Source organism: Enterovibrio sp. FF113 (assembly GCF_041439165.1).
Lineage (GTDB): Bacteria > Pseudomonadota > Gammaproteobacteria > Enterobacterales > Vibrionaceae > Enterovibrio > Enterovibrio norvegicus_A.
Window position 1 is genome coordinate 15,213 of sequence record NZ_JBGONO010000029.1, and the last position, 24,474, is coordinate 39,686.

The 24,474-nt window shown below is 46.0% G+C and carries 21 protein-coding genes; 7 read left to right on the forward strand and 14 right to left on the reverse strand.

Features of this window, described 5'->3' with window-relative positions:
• Positions 1-63 precede the first annotated feature (63 nt).
• The 5 genes from mnmE to rpmH all read right to left on the reverse strand — a co-directional run bounded on the left by mnmE (position 64) and on the right by rpmH (position 3,968).
• A complete protein-coding gene (gene mnmE / locus ACED36_RS19340; RefSeq protein ID WP_016961804.1) occupies positions 64-1,428 on the reverse strand; it encodes a tRNA uridine-5-carboxymethylaminomethyl(34) synthesis GTPase MnmE in 1,365 nt (454 codons plus the stop codon).
• Between the two features lie 186 nt (positions 1,429-1,614).
• Complete coding sequence (yidC, locus tag ACED36_RS19345) at positions 1,615-3,234, reverse strand: membrane protein insertase YidC (protein WP_016961803.1); 1,620 nt, start codon at positions 3,232-3,234, stop codon at positions 1,615-1,617.
• A 2-nt stretch (positions 3,235-3,236) separates the two neighbouring features.
• Positions 3,237-3,497: a membrane protein insertion efficiency factor YidD gene (gene yidD, locus ACED36_RS19350; protein WP_083248064.1), complete on the reverse strand. Its 261-nt coding sequence runs from the start codon at positions 3,495-3,497 to the stop codon at positions 3,237-3,239.
• Positions 3,461-3,820 carry a ribonuclease P protein component gene (rnpA, locus tag ACED36_RS19355; RefSeq protein ID WP_026024076.1) on the reverse strand — a complete coding sequence of 120 codons (360 nt, stop codon included), beginning with the start codon at positions 3,818-3,820 and terminating at the stop codon, positions 3,461-3,463. The genes yidD and rnpA overlap by 37 nt, the downstream gene beginning before the upstream one ends.
• Before the next feature lie 13 nt (positions 3,821-3,833).
• Entirely contained in the window at positions 3,834-3,968 is a 135-nt protein-coding gene (gene rpmH, locus ACED36_RS19360; protein WP_002540783.1) for a 50S ribosomal protein L34, read from the reverse strand.
• A 539-nt stretch (positions 3,969-4,507) separates the two neighbouring features.
• Between rpmH and dnaA the strand changes: the two genes are divergently transcribed.
• Genes dnaA through gyrB form a run of 4 tightly spaced genes read left to right on the forward strand, consistent with a single transcriptional unit; the run spans position 4,508 to position 10,519 of the window.
• Positions 4,508-5,896 carry a chromosomal replication initiator protein DnaA gene (dnaA, locus tag ACED36_RS19365; protein WP_016961801.1) on the forward strand — a complete coding sequence of 463 codons (1,389 nt, stop codon included), beginning with the start codon at positions 4,508-4,510 and terminating at the stop codon, positions 5,894-5,896.
• A 1-nt stretch (position 5,897) separates the two neighbouring features.
• Positions 5,898-6,998, forward strand: coding sequence for a DNA polymerase III subunit beta (dnaN, locus tag ACED36_RS19370; RefSeq protein WP_371733706.1), 1,101 nt, complete (start codon positions 5,898-5,900; stop codon positions 6,996-6,998).
• A gap of 1 nt (position 6,999) precedes the next feature.
• On the forward strand, positions 7,000-8,082 hold the full coding sequence (gene recF / locus ACED36_RS19375; protein ID WP_017006058.1) for a DNA replication/repair protein RecF: 1,083 nt from the start codon (positions 7,000-7,002) through the stop codon (positions 8,080-8,082).
• Positions 8,083-8,101: 19 nt separating this feature from the next.
• On the forward strand, positions 8,102-10,519 hold the full coding sequence (gene gyrB / locus ACED36_RS19380; protein WP_026024207.1) for a DNA topoisomerase (ATP-hydrolyzing) subunit B: 2,418 nt from the start codon (positions 8,102-8,104) through the stop codon (positions 10,517-10,519).
• Positions 10,520-10,900: 381 nt separating this feature from the next.
• Here the strand turns inward: gyrB and ACED36_RS19385 are convergent, their stop codons facing one another.
• The 3 genes from ACED36_RS19385 to glyQ form a co-directional block, all read right to left on the reverse strand.
• Complete coding sequence (locus ACED36_RS19385; RefSeq protein WP_026024208.1) at positions 10,901-12,151, reverse strand: valine--pyruvate transaminase; 1,251 nt, start codon at positions 12,149-12,151, stop codon at positions 10,901-10,903.
• Positions 12,152-12,437: 286 nt separating this feature from the next.
• The gene (gene glyS, locus ACED36_RS19390; RefSeq protein ID WP_371733707.1) at positions 12,438-14,519 is read right to left on the reverse strand and encodes a glycine--tRNA ligase subunit beta; all 2,082 of its coding nucleotides are present in this window, start codon (positions 14,517-14,519) and stop codon (positions 12,438-12,440) included.
• Position 14,520: 1 nt separating this feature from the next.
• Positions 14,521-15,438, reverse strand: coding sequence for a glycine--tRNA ligase subunit alpha (glyQ, locus tag ACED36_RS19395; protein WP_016961795.1), 918 nt, complete (start codon positions 15,436-15,438; stop codon positions 14,521-14,523).
• A 364-nt stretch (positions 15,439-15,802) separates the two neighbouring features.
• Here glyQ and ACED36_RS19400 point away from each other — a divergent pair, with 364 nt between their 5' ends.
• Positions 15,803-16,360: a TMEM165/GDT1 family protein gene (locus tag ACED36_RS19400; RefSeq protein WP_371733708.1), complete on the forward strand. Its 558-nt coding sequence runs from the start codon at positions 15,803-15,805 to the stop codon at positions 16,358-16,360.
• A gap of 98 nt (positions 16,361-16,458) precedes the next feature.
• Positions 16,459-16,722 (forward strand): hypothetical protein, encoded by a 264-nt coding sequence (locus ACED36_RS19405; protein WP_017005042.1) that lies wholly within the window; start codon positions 16,459-16,461, stop codon positions 16,720-16,722.
• A gap of 57 nt (positions 16,723-16,779) precedes the next feature.
• Here ACED36_RS19405 and tusA read toward each other — a convergent pair whose 3' ends face one another.
• The gene (tusA, locus tag ACED36_RS19410; protein WP_026024078.1) at positions 16,780-17,025 is read right to left on the reverse strand and encodes a sulfurtransferase TusA; all 246 of its coding nucleotides are present in this window, start codon (positions 17,023-17,025) and stop codon (positions 16,780-16,782) included.
• Between the two features lie 396 nt (positions 17,026-17,421).
• On the opposite strand from tusA, the gene ACED36_RS19415 reads away from it, so the two are divergent.
• On the forward strand, positions 17,422-18,363 hold the full coding sequence (locus tag ACED36_RS19415; RefSeq protein WP_371733709.1) for a LysR family transcriptional regulator: 942 nt from the start codon (positions 17,422-17,424) through the stop codon (positions 18,361-18,363).
• A gap of 9 nt (positions 18,364-18,372) precedes the next feature.
• Here the strand turns inward: ACED36_RS19415 and ACED36_RS19420 are convergent, their stop codons facing one another.
• The 5 genes from ACED36_RS19420 to ACED36_RS19440 all read right to left on the reverse strand — a co-directional run bounded on the left by ACED36_RS19420 (position 18,373) and on the right by ACED36_RS19440 (position 24,473).
• Entirely contained in the window at positions 18,373-19,014 is a 642-nt protein-coding gene (locus tag ACED36_RS19420; RefSeq protein WP_371733710.1) for a LuxR C-terminal-related transcriptional regulator, read from the reverse strand.
• A gap of 127 nt (positions 19,015-19,141) precedes the next feature.
• Entirely contained in the window at positions 19,142-20,509 is a 1,368-nt protein-coding gene (locus ACED36_RS19425) for a phosphomannomutase CpsG (RefSeq protein ID WP_371733711.1), read from the reverse strand.
• 25 nt (positions 20,510-20,534) lie between these two features.
• A complete protein-coding gene (locus ACED36_RS19430) occupies positions 20,535-22,007 on the reverse strand; it encodes a mannose-1-phosphate guanylyltransferase/mannose-6-phosphate isomerase (protein ID WP_371733712.1) in 1,473 nt (490 codons plus the stop codon).
• 10 nt (positions 22,008-22,017) lie between these two features.
• A complete protein-coding gene (locus ACED36_RS19435) occupies positions 22,018-23,115 on the reverse strand; it encodes an alginate lyase family protein (RefSeq protein WP_371733713.1) in 1,098 nt (365 codons plus the stop codon).
• Between the two features lie 2 nt (positions 23,116-23,117).
• On the reverse strand, positions 23,118-24,473 hold the full coding sequence (locus tag ACED36_RS19440; protein WP_371733714.1) for an alginate biosynthesis protein AlgX: 1,356 nt from the start codon (positions 24,471-24,473) through the stop codon (positions 23,118-23,120).
• Position 24,474 lies beyond the last annotated feature (1 nt).

Consider the following 24,474-nt stretch of genomic DNA (forward strand, 5'->3'; position numbering starts at 1 on the left):
GCAAAGGAGGGATGAATTGTGGGGGGGGAGAAAAAAGCTGCCGATTGGCAGCTTTAAGTGTCTTTATTTACCAATACAGAATGAACTGAATATCCGTCCAAGAAGATCATCTGAGCTGAATTCACCCGTGATTTCGCCAAGGTGTTGCTGTGCAATGCGCAGCTCTTCAGCCAGAATTTCACCAGCCATATAGCCTTCAAGCTGCTCTTTTCCTATATCAAGGTGGCGTGCGGCTGCATCGAGCGCTTCCAAATGACGACGGCGTGCCATAAAGCCTCCTTCGGTGGCTCCTGAGAAGCCCATACAAGCTTTGAGGTGATCGCGAAGCGAATCTACACCAGTGCCTGTTTTGGCACTCAAGCGGATAAGGGTAGGCTGACTGGCGTGACAAATACCCAGTGTTTCGCCAGTCATGTCCGCTTTGTTGCGGATAACTGTCATGCCGATATTAGCCGGTAAGCGGTCAATAAATTCTGGCCAAATTTCTTCAGGTGATGTGGCATCTGTGGTGGTGCCATCAACCATAAATAGCACGCGATCAGCTTGTGCTATTTCATCCCAAGCGCGCTGAATACCGATACGCTCTACTTCATCTGACGCGTCACGTAAGCCTGCTGTATCGATAATGTGCAATGGCATGCCATCGATGTGGATATGCTCACGCAAGACGTCACGGGTGGTGCCAGCGATGTCAGTGACAATCGCACTTTCTTTCCCGGATAAGGCATTAAGAAGACTGGACTTACCTGCATTTGGTCGCCCTGCAATCACGACTTTCATCCCTTCACGAATGATAGCGCCTTGGTTGGCTTCTTTGCGCACATCACTTAGCGTGTTGATAATGCCATTGAGATCGTTAGCGACTTTGCCGTCTGATAGAAAGTCGATCTCTTCGTCGGGGAAGTCGATGGCCGCTTCTACATAGATACGCAAGTGGATCAGCGCTTCCACCAACTGATTAACTTTGTTAGAAAATGCACCCTGTAGACTTTGTAGAGCGCTTTTTGCGGCTTGCTCAGAGCTGGCATCAATCAAATCAGCAATGGCTTCTGCTTGAGCAAGGTCGAGCTTGTCATTTAAAAAAGCGCGTTCAGAGAACTCACCAGGGCGTGCGGTACGCACACCGTCAATGGTTACGATTCGTTTGATCAGCATGTCCATAATCACAGGGCCTCCATGGCCTTGTAGTTCTAGCACATCTTCGCCTGTAAATGAGTTTGGTGATTGGAAGTACAGTGCAATGCCTTGATCAAGAGCGGTGCCTTCTTCATCTTTGAACGGCAGATATTCAGCACGACGAACAGGAAGCTCTCGACCTGTCACGGCCATGGCGACCTGTTTCGCTTTTGGTCCTGAAACGCGAACGATACCCACACCGCCGCGTCCTGGCGGGGTAGCTTGTGCGACGATAGTGTCTGTATAACTCATGGTAGCTAAACCTGCTGATGAAAAATGTTGCTAGTGTAACCCCAAACTTCTCCAATATGCAGGTTTCAGCATCAATCTCGCTGATAGTGCATTGATGAAATGTGGAGATCCAATCGAGATAAAAAAGGCCTATGGACATAAACGAAGAAAGGCGGCCAATGGCCGCCTTGTCATCATTCGTTACCACTACTTACGGCTGTGAAGGCCTTTCTTCTCGAGCGCACGATAGATCAACGTTTGCTGGATAAGTGTCACGACGTTCGACACCAGCCAGTACAGAACAAGACCTGCAGGGAACCACAGGAAGAAAACGGTGAACATGACAGGCATGAACGTCATTATCTTCTGCTGCATTGGATCCGTTACTGTACTAGGGCTCATCTTCTGAATCAGGAACATAGATGCACCCATTAGAAGTGGCAGCACATAGTATGGATCTGGCGCCGACAAATCTTGAATCCACAGCATGAACGGAGCATGACGCAGTTCTACAGATTCCATTAACGCCCAATAAAGCGCGATGAAGATTGGCATTTGCAGGATAAGTGGAAGACAGCCACCCAACGGGTTAACTTTTTCCTTCTTATACAGCTCCATCATCTCTTGGCTCATGCGTTGGCGGTCATCACCAATGCGCTCACGCATCTCAGCCAATTTTGGCTGCAGCATACGCATTTTTGCCATTGAGGTGTACTGCGCTTTGGTCAGCGGGTACATGGCACCGCGGACGATAAACGTCAGGATGATGATCGCAACACCCCAGTTACCAACAAAGCCGTAGATGGTTGCGAGTAACCAATGCAGCGGGCTCGCAATGAACCATAACCAACCATAATCAACGGTAAGATTAAGATTCGGCGCGGTGGCTTCCATTTGGTCCTGAAGTTTCGGACCTACCCACAATGTTGCATCCATGGTGGTTGTTGTACCTGGTGCAATGGTGGTGGTTGGATAGCGAACACCGATAAAGCCTTGACCATCGCTGGTACGGGTATACAAGTTTGCATCACCGTCAGCATGAGGTATCCAAGCGGCAACAAAGTAGTGTTGCATCATGGCGGCCCAGCCGTCTTTAGAGATAGTCAGGTTAAGGTTCTTATCCTGCATATCATCGAAGCTGTATTTTTTGTATTTGGTGTCATCCGCTGAATATGCACCACCTGTGTATGTCGGCATGGTCAAACTACCACCGTCATCCATCAGATTTTGTTTCAGCTGAGCATACATTTGAACCGTGGCTGCTTTATCGCTTTTGTTGTCGATAGTGTAATCAACATCAACTGCGTAGTTGCCGCGTTTCAGGATGAATGTTTTGGTGTAAGTAATGCCATCTTTCACCACTGTCATCGGTACACGCAATTCATCTTGGCCGTTGGCCATAGAGAAATCAGTGCCGTTTGTGGTGAATTCAGCGCGACCTTTAAGGGTGTCGATACCGTCAGGACCAATTAGGCCACTTTGAGCAACGAAAACATGATTAGGCTGATTTTTCAGTAGTAGGAACTTGTCTTTCGAATCAAATTCCGCGTCATACTTGTTCAACTCGGCACGGACAATGTCACCGCCTTGTGTGTCAACGGTCAGCGTCAGCACGTCACTATGGAGGGTGATAAGCTTGTTAGAGACGGAATCCTGCGTCAGAGGCTGAGACGCATCTGAGCCGGCAGGTACATCACCACTGTGTTGTGCTTGCTGTGTTACGCCCTGACCCTGTGGTTGAGGGTTGTTAGTTTCGTTCCAGTTGAGATACAACATGAATGAAACAAACATAAGGGCAATCAACAGGATATTACGTTGAGAATCCATTGCTAATTGTCTCGATTGTTAGGATGACGCGGGGGCACAGGATCGTACCCACCATGATTAAGAGGATGGCATTTTAATAAACGTTTGCTCGCTAACCAACACCCTTTTGCAACACCGTGATGGTTGACCGCTTCTATGGCATATTGTGAGCATGTCGGCGTGAACCGACAGCGAGGCCCTAGCAGTGGGCTAATGAGGAGTTGGTACCCGCGAAACAGCCCTACGACTATTTTTTTCGCGGTGGTTGAGATAAACGTTGCCATAACTTATCGAGCAGCATTCTCAATTCTTCGTTACTGAGCTCGTTAGCACTTTTCTTTGCGATCACAACAAAATCCTTCGCTGGCAGCGAGTGCTGACGCAGACGAAAACTTTCGCGAACGAGACGCTTAAAGCGATTACGGTCAACGGCAAGTTTGATTTGTTTTTTTGGCACAGCCTGACCTAAACGTGGACGGTCAAGAGTGTTTTTGCGGGCAAGTATAGTTAAGTGTGGCGAGCCAGCGCGATGAGGTTGCTGGAAGACAGAGTTGAAATGTTCGGGAGTTAACAGACGTAACTCCCGAGAAAAAGCTAGCTTATTCACTAATCAATAAAGATTATTTTGAAAGCTTGCTACGGCCTTTCGCACGGCGAGCGGCGATTACCTTACGACCGTTCTTAGTTGCCATGCGCGCACGGAAACCGTGAGTGCGCTTACGCTTTAGAACTGAAGGTTGAAAAGTGCGTTTCATGGTTTCTACCTTAAATTACTGATCAGTTTTTAGGTTTGTTAACCCGACGTGGGACAAAGTCCGACGCCTCTCAACAAAGAGGGCGGATTGTAAACATTGACTGAGTTATAGTCAATCGTAAAACCACGAATGGTTTTACAACACTCCGGGCGCGCAATTATACGTGGTCATCTGTTAATCGCAAGGATCCTTTATCGATCTTATCCACTTTATTCTGTGTGTTAGCTGTGATGTTCGCGAGGTAATAAAGGTATAACTCGGGCATAACTTTTTTAGCGTGATCTATATAGAAGAGATCAACCGAGATTCACAGTGGTACACGGCGTTATTTAGAAGATAGGATCTTTGCCCATTTATTCCACTTTTGCATAATTCTGTGAGTAAGTAGGGGGTCAACTGTGTTGATCGGCGAGTTAAATGTGCGATCTGTGTGTATAACTTAGATCTTATTCACTGCAAAAGGGATCTTCTCGCTAGCGATCCTCGTCGTAGAAGTATAAAATTGCTTCCCTTTTCTTTTATCAAGTGTGGAGTCAGACGTGTCATCTTCGCTTTGGTTGCAGTGCCTTCAGCGCCTTCAAGAGGATCTCCCTGCAACAGAATTCAGCATGTGGGTTCGACCGCTTCAGGCGGAGTTAAATGACAATACCTTGACTTTGTTCGCGCCAAACCGTTTCGTTTTAGATTGGGTTCGCGATAAATACCTGAATAGTATCAATCAGTTATTGAATGAGTTTTGCGGTAATGACGTGCCCATGCTGCGCTTTGAAGTCGGCAGTAAACCTGTCGCATCCGTGACACGACCGAGTCAGCCTGTTGCCCCCGTGCCAGCTGCACCCGTCGCAAGACCTAGCGTAGGCCGTACTTGGGAGCCTGCGCCTTCACCGGTTCAATCTGACGCTAACCATCGCTCAAATGTTAACCCTAAACACAAGTTCACCAACTTTGTTGAAGGTAAATCTAACCAATTAGCACTGGCGGCAGCTCGCCAAGTGGCTGATAACCCTGGCGCTGCGTACAACCCGCTTTTCCTATATGGCGGTACAGGCTTGGGTAAAACGCACTTGTTGCACGCGGTGGGTAATGCCATTAGCGATCGCAAGGCAGATGCACGTGTGGTTTACATGCACTCAGAACGTTTTGTTCAAGATATGGTGAAAGCACTACAAAATAATCAGATTGAAGAATTTAAGCGCTACTACCGCAGTGTTGATGCGTTGCTGATTGATGACATCCAATTTTTTGCCAATAAAGAGCGTTCTCAGGAAGAGTTTTTCCACACCTTTAATGCGCTTCTCGAAGGCAACCAGCAAATCATTCTGACGTCTGATCGTTACCCTAAAGAGATCAATGGGGTAGAAGACAGGTTAAAGTCCCGCTTTGGTTGGGGTTTGACCGTTGCGATTGAGCCGCCAGAATTAGAAACACGTGTGGCGATTTTGATGAAGAAAGCGGAAGGGCATAACATTCGTCTGCCTGATGAAGTGGCGTTCTTTATTGCCAAACGTCTGCGGTCTAATGTTCGTGAGCTCGAAGGTGCGCTTAACCGCGTGATAGCGAATGCTAACTTCACCGGTCGTGCCATCACCATTGATTTTGTTCGTGAAGCCCTACGTGATTTGCTGGCTTTGCAAGAAAAGCTCGTTACCATCGATAATATTCAGAAGACAGTCGCTGAGTATTATAAAATCAAGATGGCGGATTTATTATCCAAACGTCGCAGTCGCTCTGTTGCACGTCCTCGTCAGGTCGCGATGGCCTTGTCGAAAGAGCTGACAAACCACAGTCTTCCTGAAATTGGTGATGCATTTGGTGGCCGAGATCATACTACGGTACTTCATGCGTGCCGAAAGATTGAACAGCTGCGCGAAGAAAGCCACGATATAAAAGAAGATTACTCAAACTTGATCCGGACTCTGTCGTCTTAATATGAAATTTATTATTACTCGTGACCAATTTTTGAAACCCTTGCAACAGGTCTCTGGTGCGCTAGGGGGACGACCAACGCTGCCGATCCTTGGCAACATTCTATTGAAAGTACAGTCCGGTCAGTTGTCGATGACTTGTACTGATTTGGAAGTAGAGTTGATTGCTGCGATTTCGCTAGATGGCGAATCAGAAGATGGTGCAGTGACAGTCCCTTCCCGTAAGTTCCTTGATATCTGTCGCGGCTTACCAGATAGCGCGCCGATTAACTTCTTGGTGGAAGGTGACCGGGCTGTTATCCGTTCAGGGCGCAGTCGTTTTACTTTATCAACCCTACCTGCCTCTGATTTCCCTAACATTGAAGATTGGCAGAGCAGTGTCGAATTCACTGTTGAGCAAGGCAAGTTGCGTCAGTTGATTGAAAGCACCTCGTTTTCCATGGCTAATCAGGATGTACGTTACTTCCTAAATGGCATGTTATTGGAAACGGATGGCACAACATTGCGCTCAGTCGCGACAGATGGTCACCGTATGGCTGTCGGTATCACAGCACTGGAAAGCGAGCTGGAAAATCAGCAAGTTATTGTCCCTCGTAAAGGGGTGACAGAGTTGATGCGTCTTCTTGATCAGCCGGAAGCGCCCGTTACCATCCAGATTGGTAGTGCAAACATTCGTGCTCAGGTGAATCAGTTTATCTTCACCTCTAAGTTGGTTGATGGCCGTTTCCCTGATTACAGACGCGTGTTGCCGCAATCATCAAACAAAACGATGGAAGCGGATTGTGACGAACTACGTCAAGCGCTGTCTCGTGCCGCCATTTTGTCGAATGAGAAATTTCGAGGTGTTCGTCTTAATTTAAGTAAAGGGCAACTACGCATTTCTGCGCATAACCCTGAGCAGGAAGAAGCGGAAGAGTTCGTGGATGTGAATTACCAGGGCGAAGATCTCGAGATCGGATTTAACGTTAGTTATGTGATTGATGTACTCAACACGCTGAAGTGCGAGCAAGTGCGTTTTTCAATGACAGATGGAACCGCGAGTACGCTGGTTGAAGATGCTAGCCGTGATGATGCCATGTACGTGGTGATGCCGATCCGTCTTTAATATGGCACTGTCCAGATTATCTATTCATGATCTGAGAAATATTGAAGCCTGTGACCTTAGCCTGTCATCAGGCTTCAATTTTCTTGTTGGTCCTAATGGCAGCGGAAAAACCAGTGTACTAGAGGCGGTGTATTACCTTGGTCATGGTCGCTCTTTTCGCAGTCCGTTAACGGGACGTGTTATCCGATATCAGCAAGATAGATTGGTCGTGCACGGTCGTGTTACCAATCCCGATACCGATGCCTTGTTGCCCGTAGGGCTTCAAAAATATCGTGACGGTTCTACCGATGTGAAAATCGGCGAAGAAAAAGGGCAAAAGCTGGTTCAGTTGGCTGAAGTGCTACCGATGCAACTTATCACCCCTGAAGGGTTTGAGTTGCTGACAGGTGGCCCTAAGTTTCGTCGGTCGTTTATCGATTGGGGCGTGTTCCATGTGGAACCTCAGTTTTACCCTGTTTGGTCTCGTGTTAAACGGTTGACCAAGCAGCGCAATGCGCTATTAAAAACAGCAAGAAGCTATCGCGAGCTGAGTTATTGGGATGCCGAGTTGGCACCACTAGCGAATCAAATTGATCAGTGGCGATGCGAGTACATTAGTAAGTTGGCTGAACGCGCATCGACATTGTGTCAGGCTTTTTTGCCTGAATATGAAATTAAGCTGAGTTATACACGAGGCTGGGACAAAGACACCGATTATGCTGAATTGCTGAAAGATAACTTCCTTCGCGATCAACAACTCGGTTATACCGTCAGTGGTCCACATAAGTCTGATTTACGCCTGCGTATAAATAATACGCCAGTGGAAGATGTGCTCTCTCGAGGGCAGCTAAAACTGATGGTATGCGCCTTGCGTCTGGCGCAAGGGCAACAGCTTACCGAAGACAAAGGTAAGCAATGTATTTATTTGATAGATGACTTTGCGTCGGAGCTGGATAGTCAGCGTCGGGCGCTCTTGGCCGCGCAGTTAAAGGCCACAGGTGCTCAGGTATTTGTTAGTGCCATTAGTGCCGATCAGGTCGCTGAAATGTGCGACGAAAATAGTAAGATGTTTCATGTGGAACACGGTAAAATAGCCGCAGAATAAAATAAGCGAGAGTAACTCAATGTCCAACAATTACGATTCATCGAGTATCAAGGTACTCAAGGGTCTGGATGCGGTAAGAAAGCGTCCGGGGATGTATATCGGTGATACTGACGACGGTACCGGTTTGCACCACATGGTCTTTGAGGTCGTCGATAACTCTATCGATGAAGCTCTCGCTGGTCACTGTAGCGATATTTCGGTAACTATCCATGAAGATGGTTCAGTATCCGTTAAAGATGATGGTCGCGGTATTCCTGTCGATATCCATGAAGAAGAAGGCGTGTCAGCGGCTGAAGTTATCATGACGGTACTTCACGCGGGTGGTAAGTTCGATGACAACTCTTACAAGGTATCAGGCGGCCTTCACGGCGTGGGCGTGTCAGTGGTTAATGCACTGTCTGAAAAGCTTGAATTGACCATTTGGCGTCATGGCCATATCTATCAGCAAATTTACGTTCATGGTGTGCCACAAGCACCATTAGCGCCGATTGGTGATACGGACGAAACGGGAACTCGCATCCGTTTCTGGCCAAGTGACCAAACCTTTACTGATCTTCTCTTCCATTATGACATTCTGGCTAAACGCTTACGCGAACTGTCATTCTTGAACTCTGGCGTATCAATTCGTTTGAACGATGAGCGTGAAGAAGACAAGCATGATCACTTTACCTATGAAGGTGGTATTCGCGCATTCGTCGAACACTTGAACCGCAACAAGACGCCAATTCACCCATCTGTGTTTCATTTCGAACATGAGCGTGAAGATGGTGTGACGGTTGAAGTTTCAATGCAGTGGAACGATGGCTTCCAAGAGAATATCTACTGCTTTACGAATAATATTCCTCAGCGTGATGGTGGTACTCACCTTGCCGGTTTCCGAGCAGCGCTGACCCGTACGCTTAATAGCTACATGGAAAAAGAAGGCTACTCGAAAAAAGCCAACGCCGCGACGTCTGGAGACGATGCGCGTGAAGGTTTGACTGCGGTTGTTTCGGTAAAAGTGCCTGATCCTAAATTCTCTAGCCAGACCAAAGACAAACTGGTGTCTTCTGAAGTGAAGTCAGCGGTTGAGTCGGCAATGAACGAGAAATTGGGTGAATTCCTAATTGAAAGCCCACAAGACGCCAAGATTGTCTGTAGCAAAATCATTGATGCAGCTCGTGCTCGTGAAGCCGCGCGTAAAGCACGTGAAATGACTCGCCGTAAGGGCGCGTTAGATCTGGGTGGCTTGCCAGGTAAGCTTGCTGATTGCCAAGAAAAAGACCCTGCACTTTCTGAACTATATATTGTGGAAGGGGACTCTGCTGGCGGTTCAGCCAAGCAGGGACGTAACCGTAAGAACCAAGCTATCCTGCCTCTGAAAGGTAAGATCTTGAACGTTGAGAAAGCACGTTTCGACAAAATGCTTTCTTCTCAAGAAGTGACCACACTCATCACGGCCATGGGCTGTGGTATTGGTCGCGATGAGTACAACCCAGATAAGCTGCGTTATCACAGCATCATCATCATGACCGATGCCGATGTCGATGGGTCACACATCCGTACGCTACTGTTAACCTTCTTCTATCGCCAAATGCCTGAGCTGATTGAGCGTGGTTACATCTATATTGCTCAGCCGCCACTTTACAAAGTGAAGAAGGGCAAGCAAGAGCAGTACATCAAAGATGATGAGGCGATGGAGCAATATCAAGTTGCGCTGGCGCTTGAAAATGCCTCTTTGTATGTTAACCAAGATGCGCCTGCACTTGGCGGTGTCGCTCTTGAGTCGCTGATCAAGCAATACAATGGCGTGATGAAGCTAATCGCACGTATGTCACGTCGTTACCCATCAGCCTTGTTGAATGAGTTGGTTTACCAACCTCGTTTACCTGTTGATTCATTGCATGACGAGTCTGCGGTACAAGCATGGATTGAAAAAATCGCTGCAGTACTGAATAAGAATTCGTCGGGTGAAAGCCAATACAGCTCAGTGGTAAAATTTGACGAAGAGCGCAACGCCTACCAACCAGAGCTGGTCGTTCGTACCCATGGTGTTGTTCATGAGTATCTGATCAGTTATGACCTACTCAATTCAAAAGAGTACGGACGTATTGCTGATTTGGCAGAAGCGCTTGATGGTCTGCTTGATGACACAGCGTACATTCAACGTGGCGAACGTAAGCAGCCGGTTAAGAGTTTTGCTGACGCACTTGCATGGCTTATTAAAGAATCGAACCGAGGTCTTTCTCGTCAACGCTATAAAGGTTTGGGTGAGATGAACCCTGATCAGCTTTGGGAAACCACGATGGATCCAGAGTCACGCCGTATGTTGCGTGTAACGATTCAAGATGCAGTTGCCGCGGATGAATTGTTCACTACCCTGATGGGTGACCACGTTGAACCACGTCGTGCATTTATTGAAAACAATGCGCTTAAAGTGGCCAATTTGGACGTGTAGACACGTCGAGCTACGTAAAATCTGAGTACCTAACGCCGCTTATGCGGCGTTTTTTTTGCGTAGCGTTATGTGGTGATGCAAGTACATGAAAAATATAGATATAACTTCATTCTGAATGTTTGGACATCTACATTCGAGTGAAATTGTGTAAGAAAGGCATCTTCTATCACTTCATGACATTTATATTCTAATCGTGTTTTGGCTAAATGATTGATGAGACTTGATGGGGGTTCTGTGTTCATCGATGTTTCATTGAGCGAGGGCCAAAGATAGACAGGGTTTGAAACAATAAAATGCCCGCACGATTGGCGGGCTATGTATTCAGAACATCTGATGGTATCAATTGAAGATTAATTGTTCCACGTGAAACATCACCTTGGGTTAGGATTCGCTATACGCTTTTTCAATCTCTTCTTTTAGGATTTCTACCCCACGCTGTATCTTCTCATCATCCTGAACATAGTTCATTCGCAAGCACTCGTGAGTATGGCTCCAATCCATTTCTGATCCGATAAAGAAGTATTCCCCAGGTACAATAAGTAAGCCACGTTCCTTTAATCGGCGATACAATTCTTTGGTTGTGATTGGTAAATCTTCAAACCATAGCCATAGGAAAATCGCGCCTTCGGGTTTATGAATTTTGAACCTTGGATCGGGTATTGCTTGTTGAAGTAGTTCGATACTTCTCAATGCTTTTGCATGATAGAAGGGCTTTATTACATCCTTACTCAGACGCAGTAGATCACCAGACTTGATCATTTCTAGAGCAAGTGCTGGGCCAACACCACACGGAGATAGGCTCACAATACCATTGATGTTGGTTAATGCTGTGATGGTCTCTTCGTTCGCGATGATGATGCCACAACGCACACCGGGCAGTCCGAGCTTAGATAGGCTTGAGCATAATATGGTGTTGTCATTCCAGAACGGCTTAACATCTTCAAAGATGATGTTTGGGAAAGGAACACCATAAGCATTGTCGATGATAAGCGGAATGTTGTGCTTACGAGCAAGCTTATCAAGCTCTTCTACTTCTTCGTCTGTGAGCACGTTTCCTGTTGGATTCGTAGGACGTGAGGCGCATATCGCACTGATCGAATCATCGATCTCAAGTGCTGAAAAATCGACATGGTACTTAAACTGGCGATTGTCTAAGTACTCGATAGTCGGTTTTAGGCTCGTAAAAATATCAGGGTCTAAACCAGCATCGGCATAGCCAATATATTCAGGTGTCAGAGGCAGAAGTATCTTCTTAAAGCTACCATCATCATATTTACCACCGAACAGATTGAACAAGTAGAAAAATGCACACTGGCTGCCGTTAGTGAGCATGATATTTTTGCTGCTGATCTGCCAACCAAACGTCTTATTGAGAAGCTCAGCCAGCGCTGCGATAAACTCAGTCTTTCCCTGCGGGCCATCATAATTAGAGAGGGCAGCGACAAGCGACCCATCTTCTAGCATTTTTTGGCTGAGTTGTTCGAAATGCTCAATCATCTCAGGAATAGCGGCTGGGTTTCCGCCACCTAGCATAATGGCATCAGGGTTTCTTAGGCCGTCGTTCAGGTCATCCATCAACTGGGTTATACCTGAGTGTTGGGAAAATTTTGTCCCGAAAGTTGAAAACTGCATACCTGTAAGACCTTTCGTTATATCTATTCAATCCTTGTGTTATAGCAGTCAACATACAGTAATCAGTGCACAAAATGAACGTGCAAATTTGGCTGAGTTTTATCGAGGATATGAAGCGATCAGTATCATTCGGCCGTGGACTTCTCGGTGGTAATGTTTCACGTGGAACATTGAATGTGAAACGAAAGTGTTGATGTGCGATAGATAGAAAAAAGCCCCGCGAGAGCGGGGCTAGATTAGCGTATTAAATCGACTAACTTGTGCAGCGACTTAATCTGTTTTTCGTCTATTTCTGCAGTAAAGAGATGTCAGCAACATTCATAAATTGACTACGTAAGGTACTTAGCAAAGCAAGACGGTTCGCTTTAAGCGCTTCATCTTCTGCCATTACCATCACGTTATCAAAGAAGTTATCGACAGGCTCGCGAAGGTCAGCCAATTGTGTCAGCGCCGTTTGGTAGTCACCAGCAGCAAACATCGGCGCTAGGTCGTTAACCAATGCAGTGACTTTTTCAGCCAATGCCTTCTCTGCATCTTCTACTAGAAGGTTTGCATTGATAGACGCGGGTAGCTCACCGTCAAATTTCGCGAGGATGTTACCAACACGCTTGTTTGCAGCAGCCAAAGACTCAGCAGCTTCCAGTGAACGGAAGTGAGTCACGGCCTTAACGCGCTGGTCAAAGTCAGCCGGTTGCGTTGGGCGTCGAGCAAGAACAGCTTGAATTACATCAACGCTATGACCTTCATCTTGATACCAGGCGCGGAAACGACCCAGCATGAAGTCGATAACCTCAGACTCAACATTGTCGTTAGTCAGGCGGGTGCTTCCGTCTTCTTGTTCAAACAGAGACTTTGCTTTCGCCACAAGGTCGACCAGATCGAGATCGTAACCGTACTCAACGATAATACGAAGCACACCCAGTGAAGCACGGCGAAGTGCAAACGGGTCAGAGCCTTTAGGCGCTTGTCCAATACCGAAAATACCAACAAGAGTATCGAGCTTATCTGCCATAGATACTGCGGCAGACACACCATCGCTTGGCAGATCATCGCCAGCAAAACGCGGCATGTATTGCTCGTTCAGCGCAACAGCAACTTCTTCAGCTTCACCGTCATGACGCGCATAGTGCATACCCATCACGCCTTGTGTCTCGGTAAACTCAAAGACCATTGAGGTCATCAAGTCACACTTAGACAGCAGGCCTGCGCGCTGCGCTTTTTCGACATCGGCGCCAATCTTGTCAGCGATGTAGCCAGCAAGCTCAGTGATGCGGTCAGTTTTGTCTTTAATGGTACCAAGCTGCTTCTGGAAAATAGCGGTTTCCAGTTGTGGCAGGCGATCAATCAAAGGGCGTTTGCGGTCAGTATTAAAGAAGAATTCTGCGTCAGCGAGGCGAGGGCGAACGACTTTCTCATTACCTTCGATAACATAACGAGGTTCTTTCGACTCGATGTTCGAGACGAAGATAAAGTTCGGCAGCAGTTGCTTGTCTTCGCTATAAACAGGGAAGTACTTCTGATCGCCTTTCATGGTGTAAACCAATGCTTCAGCTGGAACCTTCAAAAATTCTTCTTCGAAGGTTGCAGTCAGCACTACTGGCCACTCAACCAAGGAGGTGACTTCTTCGACCAAGTCATCTTCAAGGTCGGCGATACCACCCACTAATTCTGCGGCTTTCTTTGCATCGGCAATGATGATGGCTTTACGTTTGTCGTAGTCCGCCATGACTTTACCGCGCGTCTCCAAAATCTCTGGGTACTGATCGGCATTGTCGATGGAGAACTCCGCTTCACCCATAAAACGGTGACCACGGATAGTGCGGCTCGACGCCACTCCCATAATGCTGCCATCGATCAATTCGTCATCGAGCAGAATGGTTAGGGTTTTAACCGGACGGATGAACTGGGTGTCTTTGTCACCCCAACGCATTGGCTTGGCGATAGGCAGGTTAGCCAGTGCCTTATCAGCCAGTGCTACCACGATAGATTTAGTGTTTTGGCCTTTCACGTCTTGTTTGAACAGCAGCCATTCGCCTTTGTCTGTTTTCAGACGTTCGGCTTGGTCAGCGGCAATTCCACAACCACGCGCCCAGCCTTGAGCGGCTTTGGTCGCGTTTCCTTCGGCATCGAATGCCGCAGAAATAGCAGGACCACGCTTTTCAACTTGCTTGTCAGCTTGTTGCTCAGCCAGCGCTGCCACTTTCAACGCCAAACGGCGAGGAGAGGCAAACCACGTAACGCCTTCGTGCGTCAGTTCAGCGTCTTTAAGCTCTTGCTCAAAATTCGCTGCAAAGGCTTCTGCCAGTGTACGAAGTTGTGTTGGTGGTAACTCTTCAGTACCTAACTCAATCAGGAAATTCTTTGCCATTTTACTTCTCCTCATCCTTTTTCAGCATCGGGAAGCCTAGCGCTTCACGAGAGGCGTAATACGCTTCAGCAACAGCTTTAGTCAGGTTGCGAATTCGTAGGATGTAACGCTGACGCTCAGTCACCGAGATGGCCTTGCGTGCGTCGAGAAGGTTGAATGCATGACCCGCTTTTAGAATGCGCTCATAGGCAGGAAGCGGCAGTGGCTTCTCAAGCTCAAGCAGGGTTTTACATTCTTTTTCGCACTGGTCGAAGTAAATGAACAGGAAGTCCACATCAGCGTGTTCAAAGTTATACGTCGATTGTTCAACTTCATTTTGATGGAAGATGTCGCCATACGTGACTTTGCCAAATGGGCCATCTGTCCAAATTAGATCGTAGACAGAATCTACATCTTGAATGTACATCGCCAAACGCTCTATGCCGTAGGTGATTTCACCTGTAACAGGCTTACACTCTAGGCCGCCAACTTGTTGGAAGTAAGTAAACTGTGTCACTTCCATGCCGTTCAGCCACACTTCCCAACCAAGACCCCAGGCACCCAATGTCGGGTTTTCCCAGTTGTCTTCTACGAAGCGGATATCATGTACTTCTGGATCAATGCCCAAAACACGTAACGAACCCAAGTACAGCTCCTGAATATTGTCAGGAGACGGCTTCATGATGGTTTGGAACTGATAATAGTGTTGCAGACGGTTAGGGTTTTCACCGTAACGGCCATCAGTTGGACGACGTGAAGGTTGAACATAGGCTGCTGCAATTGGCTCGGGGCCGATAGCACGCAGACAAGTCATTGGATGAGAGGTGCCAGCACCTACCTCCATGTCGAGAGGTTGTACGATAGTACAACCTTGTTGGGCCCAGTAATCCTGCAGCGCGAGGATCATGCCCTGAAAAGTTTTAACGTCGAATTTATGCATCGTCAGGTTCGCGCGGTTATGTAAATGAATGGAAAATAACACGAGATTATAACGCGCTAAACGAGGGATAAGTAGCGCTGATGGCGGTTTTTTGTCCGTCTAACGTTATAGGAGCGACGGAACTCGAAAGGGAGAAATTTAGGGCATTGAGTTTTTGAATGATTTGACGATAGAATGCGCGCGCTCTTGGGGAGTAGTCTCTCGCGCCAGCGAGGCCATTATCAACATATTTGAAGCCCATCTTCATGGTAATGGCGACATACGACAACGTAGGTTTGACGAGACCAATGACACATCACACGAACCGGGCGGGGCGTGAGATCTGTCATGGTTATCGATAATAAACCCTGCCCCGGAAGACAGTATGAGCGTTCTAGCAATCTCTATCACCACCGTCGCATTGGCGGAAATTGGTGATAAAACACAACTCCTTTCACTGCTATTAGCAAGCCGTTACCGTAAACCTGTACCTATCATTCTTGCCATTTTGTTTGCCACCTTGTTGAACCACGCCATAGCCGCTTGGTTAGGTGTTGTTGTGGCAGACTATTTAACGCCGGACGTATTGCGTTGGGTGCTGATCGCGAGCTTTGCGGTAATGGCACTTTGGATTTTGATCCCGGATAAACTGGATGATGATGAAAACCCATCCAGTAGGGGTCCGTTTGTGGCCAGCTTTATTGCATTTTTTATTGCTGAAATTGGTGACAAAACCCAGGTGGTGACCACAGTGTTAGGGGCACAAAATAGCGATGCGCTCACAATGGTGGTGATTGGTACAACGATTGGTATGTTACTGGCCAATGTGCCAGTCGTGCTTCTGGGTAAAAAAGCCGCCCATGCATTGCCACTGAATGTCGTACGGTATGTTGCGGCGGGTCTGTTTGCTGTGCTTGCAATAACCACATATGCAATGGGATAGACACAAGAATAGTAATGGAATATGTGAGTCTTTCGACAATCAAATTGCATGTTTAATGGTAATTTGAAACAGGTTAAATGGTGATTGAGGAGCATGTTATGGACAGGTTTCAAGTGATCAGCCCCAAAAGCCAATTATGGCTGTTTCACGTTGCATTAGTCTTGAATATCCTGGGTATGGTTTTAACAGATATGTGGCTACCCATGGTTGTTGGTGCCATAGTAACCACTTACTTATCGGTTGATGCAATGATACGTGTTCGCTATGTGTTTCCCTTGAAAAAGGCGATTCGAGAGCTCGAACATGAGAACGCCTTGTTAAGGCAAAAAATCAGCGATGTTCAACAGACGCCACCCTACTGACAAACAGAAAAAAGGCAGCCAATGGCTGCCTTTTTTATGGGCGTTTCGTACTATTTGCTACAAACCTTTGCGGATCAGATATCGGTAAGGGAGCGTATCTGATTCTTGTGCAATCAGTGTGTGATCCATAAAGCGACAAAAGCTTGGGATATCACGAGTGGTAGACGGGTCATCTGCGGTCACCAGCAACGTTTCACCGTCAGACATATTACGGATTGTCTTCCTGACCATCATGACAGGTTCAGGACAGCGCAGACCTTCTGCGTCTAAAAGGTGATCCGGACTTCCAAATTCTGAATTCATTTTCTCGCGTCACACAAAAAACATCGACCTGATCATACTTATGAAGAACAAATAATCAACAGGGCTTGGAATTGTAAAAAACCAGTGTAGATTAATTAACAAGTTGTTAACGAAGGTGCTCGATATTACTGAGCAAAGCGAAGCAGCTTGGCTAACTCACTCATCGACTACACTCACTACCCAGTTTTCTTGGGCTTCCCCGCTTTAATGCGGGATTTTTTTTACCTGTTACTTTTGCCTCTTGCTTTAGCAATCGTGCACAAACGATAGGCAATAAATAATCTCGGTATCACTCAGCGCTTCATGGTGTTTTCTGGCAAAGCTTACCACCACATTTACCGATATCAACGCGTTGGTCAGGTATAATCGCTAAACATACCATTTGTTAGGCTGCCTATGGAACTTGAAGATATCTATCGCCGTGACCTTAACTTGCTTATCGCGCTTCGCGTGCTGCTTGAAGAAGGAAGCGTAAGCAAAGCGGCTATTCGTTTGAGCTTGAGTCAGTCTGCGATGAGTCGAGTACTGGGGCGCTTAAGAAACTTAACGAATGATCCGCTGTTTACAAGACACGGTCAGCAGCTCATACCCACGCAGAAAGCGCTAGAGCTTAATCAATCGTTGACCGTGCCATTAGATGCGCTGCGAACCGTGCTATCCCCTGAAGAATTTGACCCGGCTAAATGCGCGCAAAAATTTAAAATTGCGACGACGGATTATGCAATGCAAACTATCTTGCCATTTGCTTTGCCGCGTATTTACGAAGAAGCGCCGGGTTTGTCGCTAGAGTTTGCACCGCTTCACCATGAACAGTTGGTGCGTCAATTGACTACCGATGGCTGTGATATGGCTATCTGCCGTCCAACAGGCAGAGTAGACCCATTACAATCTGACACCCTCGGCTTGGTGAGTGTGTTTTGCTTAGTAGCAAAGCATCATCCATTGGCGGATAAAACACTGACATTGGATGACTACTTATCCTACCCACATGCAGTGATTGCCATCAGTGATGGTGTAAAAGCTCTGATTGATAGTGCATTGCGTGGTCATCCAGCACCAAAACTCGCACTTCGCGCTTATCATCTTGAAGCGGCTATCGCTATGCTTGATAGCCTTCCTTTGATTATTACGGTGCCCGCTGATTTAGCCTATTTGGTGGGGGATAAGCATGATCTGGTGATCAAGCCTTTACCGTTTGAATTTAAACCTTTTGATTATTCGTTGATCTGGCACCCAAGATCGGATCATTCGGCTTCACAGATCTGGCTGCGGAATTTGATTAAAGAAGAGTGCGGCAGGCTGATATCTCGTCGGATAAAAGATATGGGCTTGGGGTGACGAAGAACACTAAGGGTTAATGTACATTCTGGACCATTCAGAGGCCTGTGCTCGGTTCTTTACTCTAATCTTCTTATAGAGATTATATATATGTGTTTTTGCGGTTTGAGGACTTATCGCTAGCGTTTCCGCAATGCGGTTGTTGGAATATCCGTTGGCGATCATATTCAGAATTTGTCTTTGCCGAACAGTAAGATCCCCAATAACTAGTCGTTTTTTCTCTCGATATCCTCGAAAATGATGGATTAACTGGGTGCTAAGTTCTCTTGATATCCAAATTTCACCGATAATGATTTTTTCAATACCAGCAACCAAAAACTCGAGGGTGTCTGAAGGCTTAAATGTTCCTACAACAAATGGCCAAGACAAAAATGCGTTGTATTCACTGTCTTTGTCAACGTTAAGTAGTATCACTTTACAAAGGGCTGGACACTGCTCTAGTTCGACTTTCAAACAGCTTAGTGCGGTTTTATCTGTCGAAAAATCAACAAGAACAAGAGTGGGTTTACTCTCATCGTTTAGTTCAGAAATGCAGCTAACAATGGTTAAATTGAGTTTATTGCATATCACTTGAGCCAAAGCTGCATTTTGTAGGGACACTTGCCCAAAAACTACAACTTTTTGCTCTTTCCTGCTCGTTTGAATGCTCATACAGCGTGTAATGCCAAATAATGTCGTCGATCTAGTGAAATATGGAGTGCAATGATATTGCACTTAAATATAGTGAATATCATTGCCTTTGTAGACACTCCACAATTATTTGATATATATGTTTTTTTTACGAGTTTTTTATCATTTTAATTAATGAATCTGTCATGTTTTTCATCAGCGGTATGTCATTTTTACTTTCAACATTTAGTCTAACCAAGGGTTCTGTATTGGATGTCCTTAGGTTAAAACGCCACTCTCCCAAGTCCACACTAATCCCATCTGTTTTATCTATGTGAAAACCGTCTCTTTCGAAGTGCTCCGCGATAGCGGCAAGTTTTTTAGACGCGTTATTCAACGTTAAGTTGATTTCTCCAGATGCTGGAAATGCGTTGACGCGGTCACTGACCAAGTTAGATAGAGATGTGTTGCTTTTACAAAGGAGGTTTAGTGTCAGCAACCATGGAATCATTCCACTATCGCAGTAATAGAAATCTCTAAAGTAGTGATGAGCGCTCATTTCACCGCCGTAAATGGCATCTTCCAGCCTCATTCTTTCCTTAATGAATGCATGTCCGGTTTTTGATTGGATAGGAATACCACCGTTGGACTGAACAATATCAATGGTGTTCCAAGTCAATCTTGGGTCATGAATGATTTTGCTGTTCGGGTTGGATGACAGGAATGCTTCAGCAAGCAAGCCGACAATGTAATAACCCTCAATGAAACTGCCTTGTTCATCAAAAAGAAAGCACCTGTCAAAGTCACCGTCCCATGCAATACCAAAGTCAGCATTATTCGCAATGACGGCATCGCTGGTTGCTGAACGATTTTCCATTAGAAGGGGGTTTGGGATGCCATTGGGGAAAGTGCCATCAGGTTCGAAATGGACCTTAATGAATTCGACCGGGACATTTTGTGCTTTTAATGATGCTTCCAACACATCGAGCAATGGTCCAGCTGTGCCATTTCCAGGGTTGATTACGACGCGTTTGGGTGTCATGGCATCAATATTCAGAAAACGAAGCAGAAACTTAGAAAAATCTGGTTTTGTATCTTTGTATTCGACGGTGCCCTTATGGGTAACAACGGCGAAATCATTGTTTTCGGCGAGTAGTTTAATATCGAATAAACCCGAGTCCCCGCTGATAGGTTTGCTATCTCGGCCTACCAGTTTCATCCCGTTATAGTCGATTGGGTTGTGGGATGCTGTAATCTCAATACCGCCACAAGCATCAAAGAAGGGCGTGGCAAAGTAGACTTCTTCCGTGCCAGCCAAGCCAATATCAACAACATTAGCCCCACCGTCAGTAAGGCCCTCTGTAAGAGCTGCTTTTAGTGCATTGCTTGATTCGCGAATGTCAGCACCAACAACAACCTTCTTTGCACCGAGTTGTTGTGCGAACGCTCTGCCAATTCTATACGCTACGTCCTCATTGAGTGATTCACCCAATTTTCCTCTAATGTCATAGGCTTTAAAGCACGTTAATTTGGTCATATTCATCTATCCCTAATGAATTCAGTTACTTTACAGCTTGGAAAAATTGAGTTGGCTGTAGCAAGCGCGCTTCCTGCATTTCAGTCGTGGTTCTTCCATAGTGATCTTCTACCCGTTCGATATCGTTGTCACCAAGGTATGATCCCGTCTGGATTTCTATTAGTTCCAACGGGATTTGACCGTTGTTGGTTAATCGGTGGTAAGTCGCCGGCGGAATAAAGGTTGATTGGTTTTCAGTCATCACAAATGAGTTTGCATCTACAGTAACGACAGCGCTGCCTTTCACGACAATCCAGTGTTCTGCTCGATGATAATGACGGTGAAGAGAAAGGCTCTCCCCTGGGTTAATGGTGAGTTTTTCTACCTTGTAGCGGTTACCATTATCGATGCTGTCATTTGACCCCCAAGGTTTGTAACTCTTGGTATGACGACTTCCTTCATTTCTAGACTCATTCTTGAGCTGGTCGACGACTTGCTTTATATCCTGGACGTAGTCTCTATGAGAAACCATAACGGCGTCTTTGGTTTCGATGACGATGGTATCTTTCAAACCGTTGACATTGACGAGTCGGTGACTCGATTTTACTAAGCAATCGATGTTGTGTTCGCCGATCACATCTCCCTGATAAACGTTCCCAGCATCGTCGCGAATATCATTGCGTTCTTCCCACAGTGCTGACCAGCTACCCACGTCATTCCAACCTGCGTTGAGAGGCACGATGACGGCGTCTTGGGTTTTCTCCATAACGGCATAGTCGATAGAAATGTCCGGGCAGCGACTAAATACATATTCATCGATTTTGTAAAAATCGAGATCTTTGAACTTGGTATTAATCGCCTCTTGGCAGTGTTCAATAATATCGGGTGTGTGTGTCTGAAGTTCTTTAAGGACAGTGCTGACTTTGAACAGGAACATGCCACTATTCCAGTAATAGCCACCTGACTTTAGATACCCGATAGCTGTGCGTGCATCTGGCTTTTCGACAAACCTGTCTACTTCGAATGAACCATGATTTAACGCTTCACCTGACTTCACATAGCCATATCCTGTTTCGGGTCCTGTTGGCTCAATGCCAAACAGCACCAATTTTCCTGCTTTGGCTTGTTGTTCGGCGGCCTCTAGTGCACGGTGGAATTTATTTTTATCCCGAATAACATGGTCAGCGGGAAGAACCAGCATCAACTCATCACCAAGCCCCATACTCTCAAGCTCTAGAGCGGCAAGGGCAACGGCTGGCGCAGTGTTTCTGCCTATTGGCTCAAGCAATACCGATCGTGCTTTACAATGAATATCGGCTAACTGGTCTTTGACAATGAAGCGATGGTCTTCGCTACAGATAAAGATCGGCGATTCTGCGGCTCCTTGAGGAAGGCGCAACACGGTGTCTTGCAGTAAGGTGTGATCACTCACCAAACTTAAAAACTGCTTTGGAAAATCTTTGCGCGAAAGCGGCCACATCCTCGAGCCACTGCCACCTGACAAAATTACTGGAACCATGGTTATTCCCTTACTTATGGTTTGAGTTTGATGTGATAAATAGATATCCAAGATCGCCGCCAAGTCTCGTTGAGCGGAAATTCGATGAAAGTGCCATTACTGCTTTAATGTCACTTTCTTGCGATGGTGAATAGGTTAAATAAGGCGCGAGCCAAGCTGAGCGACCTTTAATGGTTATTTCGTCCTCTACTTGAACAAACCCTGATTTGATTTCGAATACGGAATCCCCAAGCGCATGACGAAACAAATTGCTCGTTAGCCGTTCAATGCTGTCGCGATGCTGATTAAATAGTTGGGGGTTGTTTTCAGACACGAATAGTCCAAGCATGGCTAGTGGCTGCATGGCATAGTTGTGGTAGGCCGCAGCTCGTTTCTCTCGTTTAAGCTCGTTAGGTAGCAAGCCTTGTTGATCAATTTGCTTTGCTGCATAGACAAAGACATCTTCTGCCCATTGATAAAGTACGCGATCATTGAGAACAGCAGCGGAAGCCATAACAGACCAACCCGCCCAGTAGTCATGATTGTTTATCTGGGTTGGTTTTCTGTTCGAATAGTCTTGTTTAACCTGATAGGCCAGCACTGATATCCAAGCTTTAATTTGCTGGTCAGTTACTGGGGGAATAGCCGATTGATGACTTAACGATACCTTTAAGTATGAGCTTGAAATGGCTGCTAGGGTCCATTTCCTTACAGCTTTACCCACATGGTTAATGGACTCACTGTTTGCAAGTGAGCTGTGCTGTGCCCAATCAGAAAGCAAAGACAGGTAACAGTTCAGATCGCCAGAGCGCGGGTTTTTGATCAATGAATCACTCAGCTTAACAATACGAAACGCAAATTGATTAATGTATGCAGTACTCGCTTCATATTGCTTTTCAAGCCCCGCGACAACGGTACTTTTGCTCTTTTCTTTTGGGTTATATTTGCTGTTGAACACCAGCGCATTTTTATATGGGGGAATCGCCTGGCAATTTCTCTCGGCGATCTTCAGTGATACTGTCATCGTGTACTGTGGCGGAGCAGTGATCTCTTCACTCTTGGTAGAAGCGCACCCTTGTAAGATAAACAAACAAGCAATGGCAGAGATGAAATAGTTGGTTATTTTCATCACTAGCCCCTAAACGCATTCAGGCAGACATTGCCAGTGAGAGATAAGGGTGTTGAGGTTGATGAGTAAGTCGCTGATAACAGGTCAATCGCAAGAATATTGCCTCGATAATCCCATTCCTTATTGGCTAGCTCGAACACAAAGCGGCCGTCTGCAGTATCAGCGTCAATCACATCGATCGTGAAGTCGTAATAAAACCCAGAATCAAACCACACTCGGAATGATAACGAAGTAGCTTGTGGATCATCAGACTGGATATCCATCACTAATTCAGACGCTTTGAAGCCAAATAGTGCGGGGTCAAAAATGAACTCTTTCTTTCCTTTTTCAGTAACAGTGTCAGTTATTTCCGCAATGGATTCACTAGTCTGACAGCCATTGTTGACCAGTGGGATTATCTGACGAAGGTGCTTATATCGAGCAGGGTGGCTGTATGAAGGGAGTTCCCAAATGATGATTTTAGGCGGAGTAGAGTCTTCTGATTTATTTGAAAAGAAATTAAACCAAGCGCCATACTCCCCGCCACCTGAAATTGAATGATTAACTATGTCACGTTGAAGGTAACCTCTTAGGAAGTTGGCAAAATGATAGTTTTCATTTTCAGAGTAGCTTGTTCCTATTAGGGAAATGTCAGGGGTTAGCGAATCGCCAAAAATATCCGCATCGACATCCGGTGTTGATTCGTAATTAGGTGCGTGCTCTGTAGGAAGCTTGTAACCACAAATATCTTGCATGACCTGATTGAAAAAATCAGATGATTGAATGTTATAACCATTTATAAATGATTCTACTGAATGCAGTGGAATGTCATTTAATATTTTATTTTCTGATAAGGCATCAGAAATGTTTTTTGCTGAAATCTTAGCTCCTTCTGGGCGCCAATGGGTATCACGTTTGAAGTAAAATGAAGGGCTTGCTGTATTCATATCCTTTGATAAATCAGATGTTAAAAAACCAACATCATTTAGCCGACTCAAAAGAGAAAGATAAGCATTTTTCAGCGTCTCGCGGTTGCTGTATTCTCCATGAATTAGCTTTCCTTTTTCCAAGGTGCGAGGGGGAGCCAGTGCAAAGTAAACATATGATGTACCTTGGCTTTTTATGGCTTTTAGTAGTCGCTCTAAATCTTTTAAATCAGATTCAACAAAACCATGACTGAGCTCTCGAGAGCCGCCACTCATCCAGCCATCATCATCTAGGACAAGTGGGAAGGCTGCTGTTGCCAACGCTTGTGGAAAATTAGCTCTAATGGTGGCTTCGCTGCACACTGATGTAACGATAGATATTGGATATTCGGGTACTGCTTTTACGCCAAGACTCATCAGGGCCAGTACGAGAAATATAATCGAACGTTTCATA

Bases quoted from the DNA above. Each gene is read 5' to 3' on its own strand.
- mnmE (WP_016961804.1), bottom strand. From the start codon at position 1,428: ATGAGTTATACAGACACTATCGTCGCACAAGCTACCCCGCCAGGACGC.
- yidC (WP_016961803.1), bottom strand. From the start codon at position 3,234: ATGGATTCTCAACGTAATATCCTGTTGATTGCCCTTATGTTTGTTTCA.
- yidD (WP_083248064.1), bottom strand. From the start codon at position 3,497: ATGGCAACGTTTATCTCAACCACCGCGAAAAAAATAGTCGTAGGGCTG.
- rpmH (WP_002540783.1), bottom strand. From the start codon at position 3,968: ATGAAACGCACTTTTCAACCTTCAGTTCTAAAGCGTAAGCGCACTCAC.
- dnaN (WP_371733706.1), top strand. From the start codon at position 5,898: ATGAAATTTATTATTACTCGTGACCAATTTTTGAAACCCTTGCAACAG.
- recF (WP_017006058.1), top strand. From the start codon at position 7,000: ATGGCACTGTCCAGATTATCTATTCATGATCTGAGAAATATTGAAGCC.
- gyrB (WP_026024207.1), top strand. From the start codon at position 8,102: ATGTCCAACAATTACGATTCATCGAGTATCAAGGTACTCAAGGGTCTG.
- ACED36_RS19385 (WP_026024208.1), bottom strand. From the start codon at position 12,151: ATGCAGTTTTCAACTTTCGGGACAAAATTTTCCCAACACTCAGGTATA.
- glyS (WP_371733707.1), bottom strand. From the start codon at position 14,519: ATGGCAAAGAATTTCCTGATTGAGTTAGGTACTGAAGAGTTACCACCA.
- glyQ (WP_016961795.1), bottom strand. From the start codon at position 15,438: ATGCATAAATTCGACGTTAAAACTTTTCAGGGCATGATCCTCGCGCTG.
- ACED36_RS19400 (WP_371733708.1), top strand. From the start codon at position 15,803: ATGAGCGTTCTAGCAATCTCTATCACCACCGTCGCATTGGCGGAAATT.
- ACED36_RS19405 (WP_017005042.1), top strand. From the start codon at position 16,459: ATGGACAGGTTTCAAGTGATCAGCCCCAAAAGCCAATTATGGCTGTTT.
- tusA (WP_026024078.1), bottom strand. From the start codon at position 17,025: ATGAATTCAGAATTTGGAAGTCCGGATCACCTTTTAGACGCAGAAGGT.
- ACED36_RS19415 (WP_371733709.1), top strand. From the start codon at position 17,422: ATGGAACTTGAAGATATCTATCGCCGTGACCTTAACTTGCTTATCGCG.
- ACED36_RS19420 (WP_371733710.1), bottom strand. From the start codon at position 19,014: ATGAGCATTCAAACGAGCAGGAAAGAGCAAAAAGTTGTAGTTTTTGGG.
- ACED36_RS19425 (WP_371733711.1), bottom strand. From the start codon at position 20,509: ATGACCAAATTAACGTGCTTTAAAGCCTATGACATTAGAGGAAAATTG.
- ACED36_RS19430 (WP_371733712.1), bottom strand. From the start codon at position 22,007: ATGGTTCCAGTAATTTTGTCAGGTGGCAGTGGCTCGAGGATGTGGCCG.
- ACED36_RS19435 (WP_371733713.1), bottom strand. From the start codon at position 23,115: ATGAAAATAACCAACTATTTCATCTCTGCCATTGCTTGTTTGTTTATC.
- ACED36_RS19440 (WP_371733714.1), bottom strand. From the start codon at position 24,473: ATGAAACGTTCGATTATATTTCTCGTACTGGCCCTGATGAGTCTTGGC.